Annotated in this window: 17 protein-coding genes and 1 pseudogene; 9 read left to right on the forward strand and 9 right to left on the reverse strand. The window is 68.2% G+C overall.

Going from position 1 to position 18,660, the window contains the following annotated elements; genetic code table 11:
• Positions 1–40: 40 nt before the first annotated feature.
• The 3 genes from tauC to tauA all read right to left on the reverse strand — a co-directional run bounded on the left by tauC (position 41) and on the right by tauA (position 2,813).
• Complete coding sequence (gene tauC, locus ACA097_RS27190) at positions 41–859, reverse strand: taurine ABC transporter permease TauC (protein ID WP_371367377.1); 819 nt, start codon at positions 857–859, stop codon at positions 41–43.
• Positions 849–1,640 carry a taurine ABC transporter ATP-binding protein gene (locus tag ACA097_RS27195; RefSeq protein ID WP_371367379.1) on the reverse strand — a complete coding sequence of 264 codons (792 nt, stop codon included), beginning with the start codon at positions 1,638–1,640 and terminating at the stop codon, positions 849–851. Before ACA097_RS27195 ends, tauC begins: the two co-directional genes overlap by 11 nt.
• A gap of 162 nt (positions 1,641–1,802) precedes the next feature.
• Positions 1,803–2,813 carry a taurine ABC transporter substrate-binding protein gene (gene tauA, locus ACA097_RS27200; RefSeq protein ID WP_371367381.1) on the reverse strand — a complete coding sequence of 337 codons (1,011 nt, stop codon included), beginning with the start codon at positions 2,811–2,813 and terminating at the stop codon, positions 1,803–1,805.
• 205 nt (positions 2,814–3,018) lie between these two features.
• On the opposite strand from tauA, the pseudogene ACA097_RS27205 reads away from it, so the two are divergent.
• From ACA097_RS27205 to ACA097_RS27235, 7 genes and pseudogenes are all read left to right on the forward strand, one after another.
• Positions 3,019–3,333, forward strand: a pseudogene (locus tag ACA097_RS27205) (TauD/TfdA dioxygenase family protein); the annotation flags it as partial.
• A 208-nt stretch (positions 3,334–3,541) separates the two neighbouring features.
• Positions 3,542–4,870 carry a cytosine permease gene (locus ACA097_RS27210; protein WP_371367383.1) on the forward strand — a complete coding sequence of 443 codons (1,329 nt, stop codon included), beginning with the start codon at positions 3,542–3,544 and terminating at the stop codon, positions 4,868–4,870.
• Positions 4,871–4,933: 63 nt separating this feature from the next.
• Positions 4,934–6,109 carry a porin gene (locus tag ACA097_RS27215; RefSeq protein ID WP_371367386.1) on the forward strand — a complete coding sequence of 392 codons (1,176 nt, stop codon included), beginning with the start codon at positions 4,934–4,936 and terminating at the stop codon, positions 6,107–6,109.
• Between the two features lie 153 nt (positions 6,110–6,262).
• On the forward strand, positions 6,263–8,008 hold the full coding sequence (locus ACA097_RS27220) for a hydantoinase B/oxoprolinase family protein (RefSeq protein WP_371367388.1): 1,746 nt from the start codon (positions 6,263–6,265) through the stop codon (positions 8,006–8,008).
• 13 nt (positions 8,009–8,021) lie between these two features.
• Positions 8,022–10,106, forward strand: coding sequence for a hydantoinase/oxoprolinase family protein (locus ACA097_RS27225; RefSeq protein ID WP_371367391.1), 2,085 nt, complete (start codon positions 8,022–8,024; stop codon positions 10,104–10,106).
• Between the two features lie 147 nt (positions 10,107–10,253).
• On the forward strand, positions 10,254–11,210 hold the full coding sequence (locus ACA097_RS27230) for a helix-turn-helix domain-containing protein (RefSeq protein WP_371367393.1): 957 nt from the start codon (positions 10,254–10,256) through the stop codon (positions 11,208–11,210).
• 167 nt (positions 11,211–11,377) lie between these two features.
• Positions 11,378–12,250, forward strand: coding sequence for a DMT family transporter (locus tag ACA097_RS27235; RefSeq protein ID WP_371367395.1), 873 nt, complete (start codon positions 11,378–11,380; stop codon positions 12,248–12,250).
• A 34-nt stretch (positions 12,251–12,284) separates the two neighbouring features.
• On the opposite strand, the gene ACA097_RS27240 is transcribed toward ACA097_RS27235, so the two are convergent.
• From ACA097_RS27240 to ACA097_RS27250, 3 genes are read right to left on the reverse strand one after another with little or no spacing between them, the layout of a single operon-like run.
• Positions 12,285–12,542, reverse strand: a complete 258-nt coding sequence (locus ACA097_RS27240; protein ID WP_371367397.1) for a DUF2790 domain-containing protein — start codon at positions 12,540–12,542, stop codon at positions 12,285–12,287.
• Positions 12,539–13,117, reverse strand: a complete 579-nt coding sequence (locus tag ACA097_RS27245) for a cytochrome b (protein WP_371367399.1) — start codon at positions 13,115–13,117, stop codon at positions 12,539–12,541. The genes ACA097_RS27240 and ACA097_RS27245 overlap by 4 nt, the downstream gene beginning before the upstream one ends.
• Entirely contained in the window at positions 13,114–14,175 is a 1,062-nt protein-coding gene (locus ACA097_RS27250; protein WP_160287131.1) for a catalase family peroxidase, read from the reverse strand. The genes ACA097_RS27245 and ACA097_RS27250 overlap by 4 nt, the downstream gene beginning before the upstream one ends.
• 164 nt (positions 14,176–14,339) lie before the next feature.
• On the opposite strand from ACA097_RS27250, the gene ACA097_RS27255 reads away from it, so the two are divergent.
• Positions 14,340–14,849, forward strand: coding sequence for a sigma-70 family RNA polymerase sigma factor (locus tag ACA097_RS27255; protein ID WP_371367401.1), 510 nt, complete (start codon positions 14,340–14,342; stop codon positions 14,847–14,849).
• The gene (locus ACA097_RS27260) at positions 14,846–15,592 is read left to right on the forward strand and encodes an anti-sigma factor (protein WP_371367403.1); all 747 of its coding nucleotides are present in this window, start codon (positions 14,846–14,848) and stop codon (positions 15,590–15,592) included. Before ACA097_RS27255 ends, ACA097_RS27260 begins: the two co-directional genes overlap by 4 nt.
• 352 nt (positions 15,593–15,944) lie before the next feature.
• Here the strand turns inward: ACA097_RS27260 and ACA097_RS27265 are convergent, their stop codons facing one another.
• From ACA097_RS27265 to ACA097_RS27275, 3 genes are all read right to left on the reverse strand, one after another.
• Positions 15,945–16,325: a cytochrome c3 family protein gene (locus tag ACA097_RS27265; RefSeq protein WP_371367405.1), complete on the reverse strand. Its 381-nt coding sequence runs from the start codon at positions 16,323–16,325 to the stop codon at positions 15,945–15,947.
• Entirely contained in the window at positions 16,322–17,035 is a 714-nt protein-coding gene (locus tag ACA097_RS27270) for a ferric reductase-like transmembrane domain-containing protein (protein ID WP_160287127.1), read from the reverse strand. Before ACA097_RS27270 ends, ACA097_RS27265 begins: the two co-directional genes overlap by 4 nt.
• 98 nt (positions 17,036–17,133) lie before the next feature.
• Positions 17,134–18,624 (reverse strand): aldehyde dehydrogenase family protein, encoded by a 1,491-nt coding sequence (locus ACA097_RS27275; RefSeq protein WP_371367408.1) that lies wholly within the window; start codon positions 18,622–18,624, stop codon positions 17,134–17,136.
• Positions 18,625–18,660 lie beyond the last annotated feature (36 nt).

An 18,660-nucleotide genomic window follows, 5' to 3' on the forward strand; every position in this document is an offset into this window, starting at 1 on the left:
TTCTCTCTCGAAGTCTCGTACGCGAAGCCGGGCCCGTGCCCTACTCCCAGGATGCAAAGCGACGCTGCAGCCAACGCAGGCCCAGTTCGAAGCTCAGGGCGATGGCGGCGATCAGCAGGATGCCCAGTACCACCACGTCGGTGGCGAGGAACTGCGCGGCCGACTGCACCATGAAGCCCAGGCCGCGGTTGGCGGCGATCAGCTCGGCGGCGACCAGGGTCGACCAGCCCACGCCCAGGGCGATGCGTAGGCCGGTGAGGACTTCCGGCAGCGCGCTGGGCAGGATCACGTGGCGCACCACCTGCCAACGATTGGCGCCGAGGCAACGCACGGCCTGGATGCGCGTCTTGTCGACACGACGCACGCCGGCGGCGGTGGCGATCAGCAGCGGCGCGAACAGTGCCAGGTAGATCAGCAGCACCTTGGACAGCTCGCCGATGCCGAACCAGATGACGATCAGCGGCAGGTAGGCCAGCGGCGGGATCGGCCGGTAGAACTCCACCAGCGGATCGAGCGCGGCGCCCACCAGCGGGTTGAGGCCCATGAGGATGCCCAGTGGGATGGCGGTGAGAACCGCCGCGCCAAGCGCCAGCAGCACGCGCAGCAGGCTGGTGCCTATGTGCTGCCAGAGGCTCGCGTCGACGTAGCCTTCGCCAAGCAGGCGCTTGAAGGTTTCCACCAGTTGTTCGGGGGCCGGCAAGAACAGGGTGTCGACCCAGCCGAAGTGGGTCGCCAGCCACCAGAGCGCGAAGAGCGCACCGAGGCTGCCGGCGGCGGCCCAGCGGCGCGGATCGCGCGGGCGCGCCACGGCGCTGCGACGGTTTGCGGGCAACTTGGTGGTCAGGGTATCAGTGGGCATGTTCGGCCTCCGGCTCTTCCAGGAACTCATCCAACAGCGCCTGACGTAGGCGACCGAACTCGGGATCGGACTTGATCGAACGCACCGGCTCGCCGGCCGCGTAGCGCCGCGCGAAGTCCGGGCGCAGGCGCTTGACGATGCGCGCCGGCGGGCCATCCATGACCACCAGGTCGGTGGCCAGGAACAGCGCCTCGTCGACGCTGTGGGTGATCAGGAAGAGGCCCTTGCCGGTCTTGCGCCACAGGTCGAGGGTCAGCACCTGCATGCGCTCGCGGGTCAGCGCATCGAGGGCGCCGAAGGGTTCGTCGAGCAGCAGGAAGTCCGGCTCCACCGCCAGCGCGCGGGCCAGGCCCAGGCGCTGCCGCTGGCCGCCGGAAAGCTGCGAGACACGGTAGTGCGCGTGCTCCTGCAGGCCGACCAGGGCGAGCACCTCGCGGGCACGGGCCTCGCGTTCGGCACGGCCCAGGCCACGGATGCGCAGGCCCAGGGCGACGTTGTCGAGGGCATCCAGCCAGGGCATCAGGGCGTCGTCCTGGAACACCACGCCACGCTCGCCACCGGGGCCTTCGAGGGTGCGGCCATCGATCTGCACGCGGCCGCGGTCGGGTTGCTGGAAGCCGGCGAGAACATTGAGCAGGGTCGACTTGCCGCAGCCGGAAGGGCCGAGCACCACCAGGGACTCGCCCTTGGCCACGTCCAGTGTGAGTTCATGCAGCACGCGCCGGGTCTGGCTATGCTGCTCGAAGGAGAGGCTCACGGCCTCGGCCGTTAGACGGCTCATGTTTCTGCCCTCCGTAGGGTGAGAAGGAATCCTGGGTATTTCCTGATGACCCTGTAGGAGCGGCCCATGGCCGCGATTCGCGCGCATGGCGCGCTCCTACAGGGAATCGTTCTTGTGCGAAGGGCGAATAACCGCGTAGCGGTTATCCGCCGCCACCGCGCCTCAGCGCTGCCCGACCTGCACCGACTCCGCCTGGCGCACGTACTCGGCGCTGACGTACGGCGAGTAGTCCTTGAGCACCGAAGGCACGCGCTTCTGCTCTTTGAGGAAGGCCGCGGTACCGGCGATGTCCTTGGCGGTGCCGCCGCCCAGCAGAGCGCTGGAGAGCTGTGCCTGGGTCTCGGGGAAGGCCGAGCCGGCGAGCAGTTCAGGCACGTCGGCCGCAGAGGCGCCGGTCAGCCGGGCGATCTTCTTTGCCTGCTCGGAATCGGCGGTCCACTGCGCCTTGTGGGCGTTGTAGTCGGCGAAGGAATCCAGGGTCACGCGGGCGAACTTGGCCAGCACTTCCGGGTGTTTCTCGGCGAAATCCTTGCGCGCTACCCAGACCTCGAAGGTCGGTGCGCCCCACTTGCCCACTTCCGCGGCGTCGGTCAGCACCTTGCCGCTCTTCTTGATCTCGCCCAGGGCCGGCGACCAGACGAAGGCGCCGTCGATATCGCCACGACGCCAGGCGGCGGCGATCTCGGTGGGGTTGAGGTTGACGATCTTCACCTTGCTCGGGTCGATGTTCCAATGCTTGAGCGCGCCCAGCAGGCTGTAGTGCGAGGTGGAGACGAAAGGCGTGGCGATGGTCTTGCCGACCAGGTCTTCGGGCTTCTCGATCTTGCTGCCGTTGCGTACCACCAGGGCCTCGGCCGCGTTGATCTGCGCAGTGACGATGAAGGCCACGATCGGCAGGCCGCGCGAGGTGGCGGCGGCCAGCGGGCTGGAGCCGAGGTTGCCGAGCTGCACGTCGCCCGAGGCGATGGCGGTCACCACTTCGGCGCCGCTGTTGAAACGTCGCCAGTCGAGCTTCTCGCCGATGGCTTTTTCATAGGTGCCATCGGCCTGGGGAACCTTGGTCGGATCGATGCCGGTCTGGTAGCCGAGGGTGATGTCGGCCTGGGCGACGCCGGCGATACCGGCCAGGGTGAGCGCGGCCAGCAGGCGGCGCGGGGCGAAAATGGATTTCATGGCGTTGCTCCTCAGGGACTGGGCGGCCGCCTGCTGAGCGAGGACGGACCACGGGACGTTTTCAGGGGGATCGGGGCGTGTCCGGTGGTCCGGTAGGAGCGAGATTACAGATATAAGAAATTAGAAATAAATACTTTTTGGTTATTTGCATATGGCGCCTGGATTGAGTCCACGATCAGTGTCCAGGCCCCTTTTGGCGGGCGTTCCCGACATCGAGCCGATCCAGGGCACCGAGCACCCGCTGTTGCGCGTGCATCCGGAAAGCGGCAAGCGCGTGCTCTTCCTCAGCGTGCACACCGAGGTGGAAATCCGCGGCGCCGATCCGCAGCAAGGCAAGGCGCTGATCGAACGCCTGCGCGCGCACCTGCAGAAACCCGAGCTGATCTACACCCACAAGTGGCAGGTCGGCGACATCGTCTGGTGGGACAACCAGGCCACCCTGCACGCCCGCAACGCCTTCCCCGCCACCGAGCGGCGCCGCCTGAAGCGCATCAGCCTGAGCGGCAGCCGGCCGTTCTGAGGCCATTGGGTACGAGCCGCGGCCGACCGGTCGCGGTTCATCGTCGCCCCTCGACAGTCGCGCTCCAGCGGCAATCCGCGCGGCAGAGCCCTTGCTGGCTTTCTGTGCGCCCAGGCGCAAAAACACGTACGCCAAACGCCAATCCTGACCGAACGCTTTTCCTTACCGTTCTGGAGCCTCTCACTCCATTACAAGAAGGGTTACGGTCATGGCTGGCGCACTTTCCAACACGCAAACGACTCCCGAACTCCCCATCCCCGAGGACCAGCGGCTCGGCCGCTGTTCCCTGACCATGGCCTGGTGGGGCATCTGCAGCGCGATGTTCTACCTGGTCGTCGCCGCCGCCCTGGCCATGGGCTACGGCACGCTGAACGCACTGATCGGCCTGGTGCTGTCGGTGCTCAGCTACGGCGTCATCAACGCCGTCATAGCCCGCCACGCCATCGCCAGCGGGCTGTCCGTCGCGCAGTTTTCCCAGGTGCTGTTCGGCCGCAGCGGCGCGGCGCTGGCCACGCTGATCTTCAGCGCCACGGCCATCTACTACAGCGTCTTCGAAGGCTCGGTGATGGCGGTGGCGCTGCACCGCTACCTGCCGGGGCTGGAACTGCACGCCGCGTTCCTGGTAGTGGTCGCCTACAGCGTGCTGCTGATCTTCGGCAATGCCATGCGCTGGCTCGACAAGCTCAACGGCGTGCTGCTGCCCTTCTACCTCCTGGGCCTGGTGGCGGCGGTGGCGATGGCCATCGGCGAGTACGGCTACTCCTCGGCCTGGTTGAGCCTGGCGCCCAAGGGCGGGCCGGTGGCCCACGGCTGGTGGAACTGCTTCACCTACTTCATGGGCGTCTGGGTGCTGATGATGTACACCTGGGACTACGCCCGCTTCGGCAAGCCCGAAGACAGCACCTACCACGCGCGCTTCAACTTCGGCATGCCCTTCTACACCGTGGCCTTCCTGCTCAACGGCCTGGTCGGCATCTTCCTCGCCGCCACCATTCCCACCGAGGGCGGGCTGAGCGAGGTCTCGGTGGTACTGGCGATCATCCAGCTCATGGGCCTGGGCGGACTGCTCTTCGTGTGGATCAGCCAGACGCGGATCAACACCGGCAACTTCTTCCTCGCCGCCACCAACCTGCAGGCCTTCTGCAGCCACTTCGGCCTGCGGCGCGTGCCCTACGTGGCCTGGGCGCTGCTGACCGGCGCGCTGGTCTACCTGCTGATGCTGCTCGACGTGTTCAGCTACATCCTCCAGGCGCTGGCCTACCAGAGCCTGTTCATCGTCGGCTGGGTCGCCATCACCCTGGCGCACCTGCTCGGGACGCGTAGCGTCCGCTACCGGCTCGACCAGCAACCGGCCTTCCGCGTCCGCGGCCTGCTGGCCTGGTTGCTGTCCGCCGCCGCGGGCATCGCCCTGCAACTTTCCGGCAACGCCGACCTGGCCACCGCCGCAGCGCCGGCCGCCTTCGTCGTGGCCTTCCTCGTGTACCGCGCAGCGCCCCTGCTGCTGCGTCGCAACCAGCTCCAGGGCGATCTGGGCTGACTTCCGGCCGCCCGCCGGGGCGGCCCCTCACCTGCAACCACAACAAGAAACCCGGAGCGGTTCATGTCACTGCAACGCACTCGGCTTACCTCGATTTATGCAGCCCTTCTCACCCTCGGCCTGGCCCAGCACGCCAGTGCGGTGGAAGTCACCGATAACCTCGACCTCGGCGGCGCCCTGCGCGGGCGGCTCGACTACGACCCCGACCGGGACATCTCGAAGCTGAGCTTCGACACCTTCTTCCTCACCGCCGACTACCACTCCGACACCTGGATAGCCGCCGCCAAGTACCGCTTCTACGGCGACGCCTATCCCTACCAGTACACCGACCGGGTCGGCGACATCGCCTTCGCCGAGTACGCCTGGGTCGGCTATCGCTTCACTCCGGAACAACAGTTGCAGGTCGGCCAGACCGCCATTCCCTTCGGCCTGGCGCCGTATTTCGGCAGCACCTTCTTCGAGACCCTCGGCAACGTGATCGGCCTGGAGGACACCCAGGACATCGGCTTCAAGTACCTGGCCCGGCAGGGCGAATGGGACCTGCAGGCGGCCTACTACCCGATTCCCGCCGAACAGGGGCGCGGCACCAGCCGGGGTGGGCGCACCTACGGCACCAGCGTCGCCAGCGCCGACAGCTATGTCGTCGACGGCAGCGACAACCACGAGAAGAACATCCTGGTCGGCCGCGTCGCGCGCAGCTACCAGGCCGACAGCTGGAATGGCGAGGTCGGCGCCTCGCTGCTCACTTCCACGCTGGAGAACCAGGACACCGATCGCGACGGCCACCGTGTCGCCGCCGCCCTGCACGCCACCGCGCAGCACGGGCCCTGGGGGCTCCAGGGCCTGGCGGCACGCCAGCAGATGACCCCGGAGAATCCCGGCGACGACCGTCTGGTGAGCTTCGGCAGCTTCGACGGCACCTTCAACGTCGCCGCCAAGGGCAACCTCTACGTGGCGGACCTCAGCTACAGCCTGCCGGGGCAATACGGCTGGCTTTCAGGCGTGAAGCTCTATGCCAACTACAGCCTGTTCGACAAGGACGAATCCGCCTTCAAGGACTCCCAGCGCTTCATCGCCGGCACCTCGTTCAGCCTCGGCCCGCTGTGGATCGCCCTGGAGTGGCTGCACGGCCGCAACGACCCCTACATAGGCGGCGGCAGCTACACCCAGAGCCTCGGCGCCGGTGGCACCAGCCACTGGGAAAACCAGCTCTACAGCAACATCGGCTACTACTTCTGACCCCGGCGGGGGCGCGCTCCGCCGAGTGCGCCCAAACGCAACAAGGGGTACACCCAGCGACAAGCCAGCCACCCCGCCCCGGCCTTAGCGTATGCAGCAAGGGCCGCCTGCGGCGGTCCTCACCCGAAGCACAAGAACAAGCGTTGGTGCCCTATGAAAACAGTTGATCCGATCACCCTTGCGGTTGTCCGTGGCGCGCTCGAAACCGCGCAGCGCGAAATGACCCTGACCCTGGAAAAGACCGGCCGCTCCAGTGTGTTCAACCTGGCCCATGACTACTCCAACTCCCTGTTCGACCACCTCCCGGAGATGATCCTGCAGGGGCAGGACATCCCGATCCACCTGGGCTCGCTGATCCCGGCGATGAAATGCGTGGCCGGCTTCTTCGGCGACGACATCGCCGAAGGCGACGTGATCTACCACAACGACCCCGCCTACAAGGGCAGCCATATCCTCGACTGCTGCATGTACAAGCCGGTGTTCTACCAGGGCGAACTGGTCTTCTGGGCGGTCTGCAAGGGCCACCTCACCGACATCGGCGGCCCGGTGCCGGCCGGCTACAACCCCGACGCCAAGGAGATCTACGCCGAAGGCCTGCGCATCCCCCCGGTCAAGCTGTGGGAGAAGGGCCAGCGTCGCGAGGACGTGATCAACCTGCTGCTCACCAACATGCGCGCCCGCCCCTATCAGGAAGGCGACCTCAACGCGCAATACGGTGCGTGCAGCGTCGGCGAGCGCCATCTGCTGGAGCTGCTCGACAAGTACGGCGTAGAGCAGGTGCGCGCCTGCATCGCCGAGCTGAAGAACATGGCCGATCGGCACATGCGCGCCCTGCTGCGCGACGTGCCGGACGGGCACTACAGCGGCACCGCCGTGCTCGAGGACTCCGGCCATGGCCTGGGCGAGCTGGCGATCACCGCACACGTTGAGATTCGCGGCGAAGAGGCGCACATCCGCATCGAAAGCCCGCCGCAGGTGCCCTACTTCATCAACTCCTACGAGGGCAACTCGGTCTCCGGCGTCTACCTCGGCCTGATGATGTTCGCCCAGGTCGCCCCGCCCTATAACGAAGGGCTGTACCGCTGCGTCAGCGTGGATGTCGGCCCGCGCGGCACCCTGTGCAACGCCGAGGAGCCGGCGCCTCACGTCAACTGCACCACCACGCCGATGGAAACCCTGGCCGACGCCGTGCGCCAGGCCCTGGAGCAGGCCTCGCCGGAGCGCGTGACCGCCTCCTGGGGTCACGCCAGCGGCATCAACATCGCCGGCCACGATCCGCGCAACGGCAACAGCGAATACGTGACCATGGTCCTGGCCTCGATTATTTCCGGCGCCGGCGCCAACAAGGTGATGGACGGCTGGCACGCCTGCGGGCCGCTGTGCTGCTTCGGCGCGCTGATGAGCGGTGACATCGAGCTCCTGGAACACGCCTACCCGATTCTGATCCACCGCTACAGCCTGATGGCCGACAGCGGCGGCGCCGGCGAATTCCGCGGCGGCTCCGGCACCCGCCTGGAGATCGAGCCGCTGGAACACGCGATGACCGTGGTCGGCTTCGGCGAAGGCCGCCAGTTGCCCACCGCCGGCGCCGCCGGCGCGCGCAACGCACTGGTCGAACCCAAGCTCGGCCGGCTGATCCACCGCCGCGCCGATGGCGAGGAAACCCACTACACGCAGAACCCCATGCTGAGCGTCCAGCCGGGCGAGCGGATCATCAACATCAACCCCGGTGGAGGGGGTTACGGCGAGCCACAGCGTCGCCCGCTGGCGGCGGTCCTGCAGGATGTCCGCAACGGTCTGGTGTCGCCGCAGGGCGCGGCCCTCGACTACGGCGTGATCCTCAACGCCGATGGCCACCTCGATGAAACCGCCACCCGCGCCGCGCGCGGCCAGTTCTGACCGGAGATCCGACATGCGCAACCAATATCGCCTGGGCATCGACGCCGGCGGCACCTTCACCGACTTCATCCTGGCCGACCGCGACGGCGGCGTGCAGCTGTTCAAGGCCCCTTCCACCCCGCAGGACGGCACCCTGGCCATCCGCGCGGGCCTCGCGCAGATCGCCGACGCCACCGGCCGCACGCCGGCCGAGGTGATCGCCGCCTGCGACCTGTGCATCAACGGCACCACAGTCGCCCTCAACGCGCTGATCGAGCGCACCGGCGTCAAGGTCGGCCTGCTCTGCACCGAAGGCCACGAGGACAGCCTGGAAATCCGCCTCGGCCACAAGGAAGAAGGCTACCGCTACGACGCCCACTACCCGCCAGCGCACATGCTGGTGCCGCGCCACCTGCGCCGCCCCATCGGCGGCCGCATCCTCGGCGATGGCCGCGAGCACAGCCCGCTCGACGAGCGCGCGGTGCACGAAGCCATCGAGTACTTCCGCGCCGAAGGCGTGGAAGCGGTGGCCATTTCCTTCGTCTGGTCGGTGCGCAACCCCAGCCATGAAAAGCGCGCCGCCGAACTGGTGCGCGCGGCGCTGCCGGGCGTGTTCGTCTGCAGCGGCAACGAAGTCTTCCCGCAGATCCGCGAATACACCCGCACCTCCACCACCGTGGTCAACGCCTACCTGAGCCCGGTGATGGCCCGCTACGTGGAACGCATCGACAGCCTGTTCGAGGAGCTGGGTGCGCAGCAGCCGGTGCGCTACTTCCAGTCCAACGGCGGCCTGGCCCCGGGCCATGTGATGCGCGACCGCGCGGTGAACGCGATCAACTCCGGCCCGGCGTCCGCGCCCCAGGCAGGCCTGTCGGTCGCCCGTCCGTTCGGCATCGACAACGTGATCACCGTGGACATGGGCGGCACCTCCTTCGACATCACCCTGACCAACGCCGGGCGCACCAACTTCAGCAAGGACGTCGACTTCCTCCGCCAGCGCATCGGCGTGCCGATGATCCAGGTGGAAACCCTCGGCGCGGGTGGCGGCTCCATCGCCCATCTCGACGAGTTCGGCATGCTCCAGGTCGGTCCGCGCAGCGCCGGCGCCAAGCCGGGGCCAGTCTGCTACGGCAAGGGCGGCACCGAGCCAACCGTCACCGACGCCAACCTGGCGCTGGGCTACCTGCCGGATGGCGCGCTGCTCGGCGGCAGCATCCGCCTCAACCGCCAGGCCGCGCTGGACGCCATTCGCAGCCGGATCGCCGAGCCGCTGGGGATCAGCGTCGAACGCGCGGCCTTCGGCATCACCACGCTGGTGAACCTGAACATGGTCAACGGCATCCGCCGCGTGTCCATCGAGCGTGGCCACGACCCGCGCGACTTCGCCCTGATCGGCGCCGGCGGCGCGGCGGGCATGCACGTGGTGCGCCTGGCCGAGGAAATCGGCATGCAGACGGTGCTGATTCCCAAGGTCGCCTCCGGCCTCTGCGCCTTCGGCCAGATCCTCTCGGACGTGCGCTACGACCAGCTGACCAGCCTGCCGATGCGCCTGGACGCCGGGCACGTCGACCTGCCCCGGCTCAACCGCGCCCTCACCGAGCTGCGCCAGCAGGGCCTGGTCAACCTGCGCGACGACGGCTTCGGCGACGAAGCCAGCAGCTGCCACTACACCCTGGAGATGCGCTACCTCGGGCAGATCCACGAGTGCAGCGTGGAGCTCGAGCGCCACCAGCTCGACGAAAGCAGCCTGGCCGAGCTGATCGAGTCGTTCCACAGCCGCCACCAGACGCTCTACTCATACAGCGAAGCCAGCAGCCCGGTGGAGCTGGTGAACCTAGAATGCTCGGTAATCGGCCACCTGCCGCGTCCGCCGCAGCCGGAGCTGCAAGGCCCGCCGAACCCGCCGCGCGCGGTGCCGGACAGCCTGCGGCCGATGCTCTTCAGCGCCGGCGGCGACTGGCAGTCGACCGCCGTGTTCGACGGCAACCGCCTGCTGCCGGGGCAGACCGTGCAGGGCCCTTGCGTGATCGAGGAAGACACCACCAACATCGTGGTACCGCCAGGCTGGCAGGCGACCCTCGAACCCTCGGCCACCTACCGGGTGACGCGCGGCGCTTGATGTAACGTGCCAGCGCGTCGATCATCGACCCGTTACCAGCCCGGCAGCCCAGCGCTGCCGGGCTGTTCACACAATAACAAGAGCTGCTTGAGTAGCTTGCTTGCAGTTCCTTTTTTCCAGGCTGCCCTGTTCGAAAAAGGACGAACCATGCCCCAAGAACTATCGACGCACAGCTGGGCGCAGCCGGAGCGCCAGGCGCGCTGGGCAGAAGCCATCAGCGACACCTATTTCGCCCTGAGCCTGGAGTTCGCCGCCGACCGTCCGTTCGACGGCCAGCTGCAGCGCTGGAGCACACCCAGTACCGCACTGAGCCTGTCGCGCCTGCGTTCCAGCGAGCTGGGCTACTCCCGCAGCAAGGCACAGATCGGCCAGGACCACGACGCCTTCTACCTGGTGACGGTGCCGCGTCGCGCCGATGTGCACTTCGAGCAGGATGGCCGCCAGCTGAGTTGCAGCCCCGGCGGCTTCATCGTCGAACGGGGCGACTCGCCGTACCGTTTCCACTACGGCGCCGATAACGACCTCTGGGTCCTCAAGCTCCCGGAGCGCGCGCTGAAGAACCACCTGCGCGGCCCCGAGCGCTACACCCGCTACTGCTTCGATGCCACCCAAGGCCTGGGCCGGGTCTTCGTCGAGCAACTCGACCTCTGCGCCCGGCATTTCGACGACTGCCCGCCGGAGGCTCGCCACCTGCTGCTGGAGCAGAGCCTGTCGACACTGCTGCTGGCCCTGCAGCAGGACGAGCGCGTGCTCGGCAGCGAAGGCTCGAATCTCAGCACCCTCCACCTCACCCGCGTAGAACGCCATGTGGCGCAGAACCTCGGCGACCCGGACCTGTCGCCGCAGTCCATCGCCAGTGCCTGCGGACTGTCCGTGCGTTACCTGCACAAGCTCTTCGCCAGTACGCCTTTCACCCTCGGCGAATGGGTGCGGCAACAGCGCCTGGAAGCGGTGCACCGCCAGCTGCGCGACCCGCAGTGCCACCTCTCCATTGGCGAACTCGCGTTCCGCTGGGGCTTCGGCGACCAGGCGCAATTCACCCGCGCCTTCCGTCAGCAATTCGGTTGCACCGCGCGGGAAGTACGCAACTCCATCACCCACTGAAGCGTTCGAGGCTGGCGCGCATCCGTCGCGCCAGCCCTGTTTGCGACAAGTCCTTCGGCAATCGCAGCGCCCGTACTGGTCGCCCCGCCACTGCCCTTGCTACCCTGCCGCGCGGCGCGACCGAGCGGTCATGCGCCGCTCCCTTCAGCTGCCTGCCGCCCGCCACGATGAACAACCGCTCCGCCCGCCTCGGCCTCGCCTGCCTGGTCGTCACCTCCACCGGCTGGGGCCTGAACTGGCCGGCCATGAAACTCCTGCTACAGGAATGCACGCCGCTGTTCGCCCGTGGCACGTCCGGGCTCTGCGCGGCGCTGCTGATCGGTGCGCTCGCGGTGTTCTCCGGGCAGTCCCTGCGGGTGCCGTCGGGAGAGCGGCTGCGCCTGGTCGCGGCAGCGTGCTTCAACGTGGTGGTCTGGATGGGCTTCTCGACCCTGTCGATGCGCTGGCTCAGCGTCAGCCAGGGGGCGCTGCTGGTCTACAGCATGCCGGTGTGGGCGATCCTGCTGGCCTGGCCGATCACCGGGCGGCGGCCGAGCCTGGCCGCCGTGCTCGGCCTCGGGCTGTGCCTGGTCGGCATCGGCCTGCTGTTCGCCGGCAGCGCCCATCCGCTGACCCTGGACAAGGCGCCGGGGGTGTTCTTCGCCCTGGCCGCGGCCGTGTTGTTCGCCCTCGGCACCGTGGCGATGGACCCGCCACGCCTGCCGCCGCTGAGCAACGTGGCCTGGCAGCTGGTCATCGGCTGCTTGCCGATGGCGCTCTACGGCTGGTGGTTCGAGCGCCCCGACCTGGGCCGGCTGACCGGCACCGGCTGGACGGTGTTCGTCTACATGACCCTGGTGCCCATGGGCCTGTGCTACATCGCCTGGTTCGCCGCGCTCAAACGCCTGCCGCCGGCGCTCGCCTCGATCAGCACGCTGTTGACCCCGACGGTTGGTGTGCTGGCGGCTGCCGTGATGCTCGGCGAGCCGCTGGGCCTGCGCGAGTTCGCCGCCCTGGCGCTGACCCTCGGCGGCATCGCCTGCGCGCTGCTCAAGCGCTGAAGGCGGGGCCTCCAGGCGGCCCCGCGTACGCCCATCAGTCGCCGTCCGGGCAGTTCTGACCCCACACCGGATAGCGCAGCAAGTGCTGCTGACCCTGGTGATCCTCATAGAGCATTTCCACTTCGCGGATACCGCAGAAATCCAGGTCGGCCGGGCGCAGCACCTTGGCGATGTCCGGGTGGCTGCCGTAGCGGTAGTCCTCGACCGGCGGCGTCGGGCCGGCGGCGAAGGCGGCCGAGGCACCGGCCAGGCTCAGGGCGAATAGCAGCGGTTTGAGGGTGTGGATTTTCATGGGCGTTCTCCCGGTACAGGGGACGGAGTGGCGGCCGGCAAGCGGCCGCCGGTCATGCTGGCCAGGACGCCATCGCGGCGGACCAGGCCATGGAACAGGGCTGCCGCGATGTGCAGCAGGATGGTCGCGATCAGCAGCAAGGCGATGACGCCATGCGCGCTACGCAACAGGCTGTGAAGCCACACTGACGGGTCGACCAGCGCCGGCAACTCGTGGCCTTCGACCAGCACCACCGGGTAGCCACCGGCCGACTGCATGGCCCAGCCCACCAGCGGCTGCAGGATCAGCAGCACATAGAGCACGACGTGCGAAGCGTGGGCGATGCGCTGCTGCCAGCCAGGCATCTCGGCCGGCAACGACGGCACCTGGCTGCGCAGGCGCACGAACAGGCGAATCAGCACCAGCACCAGCAGCAGCGCACCGAGCGGCTTGTGGATCGACACCAGCAGCGCATGGCGCGGCGAGACGCTGGCGACCATGCCCAGGCCGATCAGCAGCATGGCGATCACCAGCACGGCCATCAGCCAGTGCAGGACGCGCAGGGTCAGCGGGAAATACTCGGGACGGCGGCTCATGGGTGCTGCTCCTGGGCCGGCAGCGCGGCCTGTTCGCGGGTACGGCGGTTGAAGGATTCCGAATAGGCCGCGGAGCGCGCGCTCAGCAGCGGATCGTCCGAGGCGCGGATGCCATCGGGCAGGACCAGCGGGTCGTAGTTGACGTCCTGGCAGGGCCCGCCTTGCTCGGCCACGGCGCGCTCGATGACGACTTCGCCGGCATCGATGCTGCGGCGGTTCTGCGGCCATGCACGGGTGGCGTCGTCGGTGGGGTCGCCGGGCTCGCCGAGGGTCAGTTGCAGGTGCCAGCGCACCGGGCCCTGGGCCAGGCGCTGCTGCAGGTCGGCGGCGAGGAAGTTCGCTTCGTTGCGCTGCTCGGCGGCGAGCGGCTGGTAAGGCGTTTGCGGCTGCACCGACCAGCGCACCGGGTGCTCGCGGCCCTGGGCGTCGACCAGCAGGAAAGCGTTGAGGCCGTAGTAGGCGCTATTGGCGTAGCTCGACGAGGGCACGGCGGTCTTCACCCAGCTGAGGAAGGCGGCGCTCTCCGGGTGCGCCTTGAAGAACGCCCCCATCTTCGCCGGATCGGGCTTGCCGGTGCCCGGCTGCGGCTGCGAGGCCTGCTGCAGTTCGTAGAAGGACTGGGCATCCTTCACCACGAACACCGGCATGGCATTCATCCCGGTGCGCCATTCCTCGCCGTGCTCGGGCAGGAAGCGCAGGGCCAGGCTGCGGATCGGCGCGGCGCCGTCGCTGGCGGCCGGGTTGCCGCCGGGAATCGCCAGGCGCCCCACTATCGGCACCGAGCCCTTGGCGAAGACAGCGGCGCGGGAAACCTCGCTGCCAGCGCCATTGCTCTCGAAATGGCCGACCACGCAAATGCCCTTGGCGTGGTTGCGCCGGTAGGCCGGGTGCACGCCGCCGTTCTGCTCCAGCACGTTGACCAGCTTCGCCGGGGTCAGGCGTTGCGGGGAGAACAAGCCGGCGGCAAAGGCGAAGGCGGCGGCCAGGCCGCCCACGGCGACGGCTATCGCCGCCAGGCGCAGGGGCAGGTTCGGTGGCGCCGAAGTGGGTTCGGTCATGGGGTGCGTCCTCGTTCGGGGTTCATGAGCCCGTACGACGCACCGCGAACCGGGTTATTCCCGCGACGGGAAAATTTCCGAAAGTCGAGGGGCGCTGGAATAAACTCCACGGGGGTTCGTCATACGGGCTCAACGACCATCGGAGCCGGCCCCGCCGCATCGAGATGAACACACTGGACGACCATCAACTCCGCGAACTGCTGCCGCGCCTGCGGCGCTTCGCGCTGTCCCTGACGCGCAATGCGGCGAGCGCCGACGACCTGGTCCAGGCCACCCTGGAAAAGGCCCTGTCCGCTTGGGGCGGCAAGCGCGGCGACGGCGACCTGCGCGCCTGGCTGTTCGCCATCCTCTACCGGCTGTTCGTCGACGGTCAGCGCCGCGCCCGCCGCTACGCCCGCATCCTTTCGCTGTTCGGTGGCGAAGAGGAGCACAGCGCCTCCACCGAGGACATCGTCAGCGCCCGCTCGACCCTGGAAGCCTTCGAGCGCCTGCCCGCCGAGCAGCGCGCCCTGCTCACCCTGGTCAGCGTCGAGGGGCTGAGCTACCGCGAGGTCGCCGAAACCTTGCAGATTCCCATGGGCACCGTCATGTCGCGCCTGTCGCGAGCGCGCCAGGCCTTGCGCGCGCTGAGCGAAGGCAGCAGCGGTTCCCCTTCCCTACGGGTACTCAAATGAACGCCATGACTCCCAACGACAACGACCTGCACGCCTACGTCGACGAGCAGCTCGACCCCGAGCGTCGCGAGTGGGTGGAAGCCTGGCTCGCCAACCACCCCCACGAAGCCCGGCGCGTCGAGGCCTGGAAGCAGGACGCCCAGCGCCTGCGCGCCGCCCTCGCCAGCGCGGCGCTGCCGCCGGCCCCGGAGCTGGATCCGCAGCACATCCGCACCCGCCTGCGCGCGCGCCGGCAATCGCGCCTGGCCATTGCCGCCGCGTTGCTGGTGGCCCTCGGCGTCGGCAGCCTCGGCGGCTGGCAGGCCCGCGACATGAGCCTGGCCAAGGTCGACAAGCCGATGCAGGACGCGGTGCAGGCCTACCGCCTGTTCGCCGAGAACGGCAGCGGCGCACGCCTCGACACCGCCTCCGGCGACAACGTCCGCGCCTGGCTCGGCCGATACCTGGAAAACGCCAGCCTGCCGGCCGACCTCGACCAGCTCGGCCTGCGCACGGTCGGCGCCCGCCTGCTCGCCACCGAGCAAGGCGCGGCAGCGCTGGTGGTCTACGAGGACGACCAGGGCCACCGCCTGAGCTTCTTCATCCGCCCGCCGGGCCCGGCCAACCACCTGTTGCCCCACGGCCAGCGCCAGGATGGCGAGTTGCTGACGCGCTACTGGAGCAAGGGCAATTACAACTACGCCGTGGTCAGCCGCAGCGACGATCCGCGGGTGGATCAGGTGGGGCAGTTGCTGGGGTTCTGAGTGCCCTGCCGCAGTTGTCGGCGTGCCCTTGTAGGAGCGAGCTTGCTCGCGAACCACACGACACGGTGTTCCCCCGTAGGAGCGGCCCATGGCCGCGATTCGCGCGCATGGCGCGCTCCTACAGGTGGGAATCGATGTGGGGATTTTCGCGGATGAATCCGCTCCTACAGGATGACGCCGGGATTTTGCGCAGACGCCGACCAGCCCCCTCTCCCGCTTGCGGGAGAGGGTTGGGGAGAGGGATTGCAGCCAAGCCAAAATATCGACGTATCCGGGGAGCTCTGTTCGCGAGCAAGCTCGCTCCTACAGCAGGGAATTGGTGCGGATGAGGGTCGGGCCCGGTCTTGGGCCGCTAGAACCCACCCGATGACGCGGAAGCACTCGGCGTATGGCACGCCTTGCACGAGCGCACCGGGCCGGTCTGGCGGAAGGCTTGCAGGTTCTTGAGGTGGCAGCTTTCGCAGAGCTGGTGGAAGTCGTGCTCGATGGTGACGGCCAGCTTCGGCGTCTCCTTGTGGCACAGGATGCAGGTGCGCGTGCCGGTAGGCGCCGGAGCTGAGTGGTCGTTGAAGTCGTGATGGCACACCACGCAGTTGATGCTGCCGTGGTTGCTGTGCTCGAAGTTCATCGGCAGCACCGGGTGGGTGCTCACCAGGCGGTCGTGACCGCTGCGCGCGCCTATCGCGAAGGCCACCAGGAACGGGATCAGCAGCAACCAGTACCAGCGCTTCATAGCAGCGGCAGGTCCACGCTGCTGAGCAGCGAATAGGCGCCGGCCAACACCAGGCCGGCGACGAGCGCGGCGACGCTCAGGCGCGTGGCCAGGTAGGCGCTGTGCCGGCGACGTCCACCCTCGGCGTAGTGCGGGGTCTTGCGCGGCAGCAGCGGCCAGGCCAGCGCGGCGACGCTGAGCGCGCCCCACAGCAGCAACTTCCAGGTCGCGCCGCTGTAGTAGCCGGCACCGATCATATGCCCCGCCGCCAGGGCCACGATCAGCGCGCTGGCCCAGTAATGCGTGCGGCGGAAGTCCGCGTGCTTGCGCCACAGCTTGCGACGTACGGCGGTGAGGCTCAGCGGCACCATCAGCAGCAGGATCAGGGTGGCTGCGTCGCCGGCGAGCATGTGCCAGGCTGCGCCGGGCAGCAGCTCTTCGCGCACCAGCGGCTCGTCCACCAGCAGCACGCCGATGTGCAGGGCGAGCAGCGCCACGGCGACGAAGGACAGGTCGCGGTGCAGCACCATGAAGAATTTGCCGTCGTGCCGCGGCTGGGCCATCGGCTTGCCGGTGTAGGCAAACAGCAGGAGGAAGAGCGCGCCGGCGAGCATGCCGGCGGCGTTGGCGAAATCCCAGGCCGGGCTCACCCCGGGCATGGCGCCGAGCAGGAAGATGGCGGCGAACGGCAGCAGGCAGCCCAGCGCGAGGCGCAAGGTCAGTGCGTACATTCGATCACCCTCCTCCTTTTGAACGACTCCACCAGCCTATGCCGCTGGCGGATGAAGCGGCGCAGCGTGCCGCCAGGCGGCACGCTGCGCAAGCCCCATCAGTGGGCGATGCACACCGACTTGATCTCGGTGTAGGCCTCGACCACGGCGCGGCCGAACTCGCGGCCCATGCCCGACTGCTTGACGCCGCCGAAGGGCATGCTCGGGTCGAGCAGCACGTGGGCGTTGACCCAGACGGTGCCCGACTCGATGCGCGGCACCAGGTTCATGGCCTTGGTCAGGTCGTTGGTCCAGAGGCTGGCGCCCAGGCCGTACTCGCTGTCGTTGGCCATCTCGATGGCTTCGTCCTCGGTCTTGAAGGACAGGACAGCCAGCACCGGACCGAACACCTCGTCGTGTGCCACGGACATGCTCTGCTTGACGTCGGCCAGTACGGTCGGACGCACGAAGAAGCCGTTGCAATCCATTGGCTCACCACCGCAGACCACGCGCGCGCCTTCCCGGCGGGCGGTCTCGATGTGCTTGAGCACCGAGGCCTGCTGCTTGCGCGACACCAGCGGGGTGATCTGCGAGCTGTCGTCCATGCCTTCGCCGATGCTCATGCCGGCGACTACGGCGCCCAGCTTCTCGACGAACTCGGCGTAGCGCGACTCGTGCACATAGAAGCGCGAGGCCGCGGCGCAGACCTGGCCGCTGTTGAGCAGGCCGCCCAGTAGCGCGCCTTGCACGCATTTGTCGATGTCGGCATCGGCCAGGATGATCATCGGGTTCTTGCCGCCCAGTTCCAGGGCGAAGCGGGTCATGTTCTGCATCGCGGCGATGCCGACGCTGCGACCCACGGCGGTCGAGCCGGTGAAAGAAACCTTGCTGATCAGCTTGTGCGAAGCCAGGCCGCCGCCGATGCGCGCGCCGTCACCGGTGACCAGGTTGAACACGCCGGCCGGCACGCCCGCCTCGAAGGCCAGCTCGGCTAGGCGCAGGGCAGTCAGCGGGGTTTCCGACGCTGGCTTGATGACCACGGTGTTGCCGGTGGCCAGCGCCGGCATCAGCTTCCATACGGCGATCATCAGCGGGAAGTTCCACGGCACGATGCCGGCGACCACGCCTACCGGCTCGCGGCGGGTGAAGGCGGTGAACTTGGTGCCCGGCGGCAGCGGGATGGAGACATCCAGCGACTGGCCTTCGATCTTCGTCGCCCAGCCGGCCATGTAGCGCATGAACTCCACAGTGGCGCCGACGTCGAGCATGCGGGTCAGGTTGATCGACTTGCCCTGGCTCAAGGTCTCCAGCTGGGCCAGTTCCTCGGCGTTCTGCTCCACCAGGTCGGCGAAGCGCAGCAGGATGCGCTCGCGGTCGGCCGGACGCAGGTCGGACCAGACGCGCGACTTGTAGGCGGCGTGGGCCGAGCGCACGGCGCGGTCGAGCATGTCGGTATCGATGTCGGCGATCTGCGCGATGGCTTCGCCGGTGGCCGGGTTGAGCACGTCGCTGGTGGGGCCGTCATAGGCCACCCAGGCGCCGTCGATGAAGCAGCCGTGGCGGCGCTGGAGGAATTCGGCGACCTGCGGCAGGGTTGCAGTGATGCTCATGGTGACTCCTGTTCTTCGTTCCCGCGGGCAAGGCCG

It is taken from the genome of Pseudomonas sp. QL9, from assembly GCF_041409665.1.
Taxonomy (GTDB): Bacteria; Pseudomonadota; Gammaproteobacteria; order Pseudomonadales; family Pseudomonadaceae; genus Pseudomonas; species Pseudomonas knackmussii.

Excerpts from the sequence above, each read along its gene's own strand:
- ACA097_RS27275 (WP_371367408.1), bottom strand. The coding sequence starts at position 18,624 with ATGAGCATCACTGCAACCCTGCCGCAGGTCGCCGAATTCCTCCAGCGC.
- ACA097_RS27220 (WP_371367388.1), top strand. The coding sequence starts at position 6,263 with ATGAAAACAGTTGATCCGATCACCCTTGCGGTTGTCCGTGGCGCGCTC.
- ACA097_RS27245 (WP_371367399.1), bottom strand. The coding sequence starts at position 13,117 with ATGAGCCGCCGTCCCGAGTATTTCCCGCTGACCCTGCGCGTCCTGCAC.
- ACA097_RS27215 (WP_371367386.1), top strand. The coding sequence starts at position 4,934 with ATGTCACTGCAACGCACTCGGCTTACCTCGATTTATGCAGCCCTTCTC.
- ACA097_RS27225 (WP_371367391.1), top strand. The coding sequence starts at position 8,022 with ATGCGCAACCAATATCGCCTGGGCATCGACGCCGGCGGCACCTTCACC.
- ACA097_RS27230 (WP_371367393.1), top strand. The coding sequence starts at position 10,254 with ATGCCCCAAGAACTATCGACGCACAGCTGGGCGCAGCCGGAGCGCCAG.
- ACA097_RS27255 (WP_371367401.1), top strand. The coding sequence starts at position 14,340 with ATGAACACACTGGACGACCATCAACTCCGCGAACTGCTGCCGCGCCTG.
- ACA097_RS27235 (WP_371367395.1), top strand. The coding sequence starts at position 11,378 with ATGAACAACCGCTCCGCCCGCCTCGGCCTCGCCTGCCTGGTCGTCACC.
- ACA097_RS27250 (WP_160287131.1), bottom strand. The coding sequence starts at position 14,175 with ATGACCGAACCCACTTCGGCGCCACCGAACCTGCCCCTGCGCCTGGCG.
- ACA097_RS27240 (WP_371367397.1), bottom strand. The coding sequence starts at position 12,542 with ATGAAAATCCACACCCTCAAACCGCTGCTATTCGCCCTGAGCCTGGCC.
- ACA097_RS27195 (WP_371367379.1), bottom strand. The coding sequence starts at position 1,640 with ATGAGCCGTCTAACGGCCGAGGCCGTGAGCCTCTCCTTCGAGCAGCAT.
- ACA097_RS27260 (WP_371367403.1), top strand. The coding sequence starts at position 14,846 with ATGAACGCCATGACTCCCAACGACAACGACCTGCACGCCTACGTCGAC.
- ACA097_RS27210 (WP_371367383.1), top strand. The coding sequence starts at position 3,542 with ATGGCTGGCGCACTTTCCAACACGCAAACGACTCCCGAACTCCCCATC.
- ACA097_RS27270 (WP_160287127.1), bottom strand. The coding sequence starts at position 17,035 with ATGTACGCACTGACCTTGCGCCTCGCGCTGGGCTGCCTGCTGCCGTTC.
- tauC (WP_371367377.1), bottom strand. The coding sequence starts at position 859 with ATGCCCACTGATACCCTGACCACCAAGTTGCCCGCAAACCGTCGCAGC.
- tauA (WP_371367381.1), bottom strand. The coding sequence starts at position 2,813 with ATGAAATCCATTTTCGCCCCGCGCCGCCTGCTGGCCGCGCTCACCCTG.
- ACA097_RS27265 (WP_371367405.1), bottom strand. The coding sequence starts at position 16,325 with ATGAAGCGCTGGTACTGGTTGCTGCTGATCCCGTTCCTGGTGGCCTTC.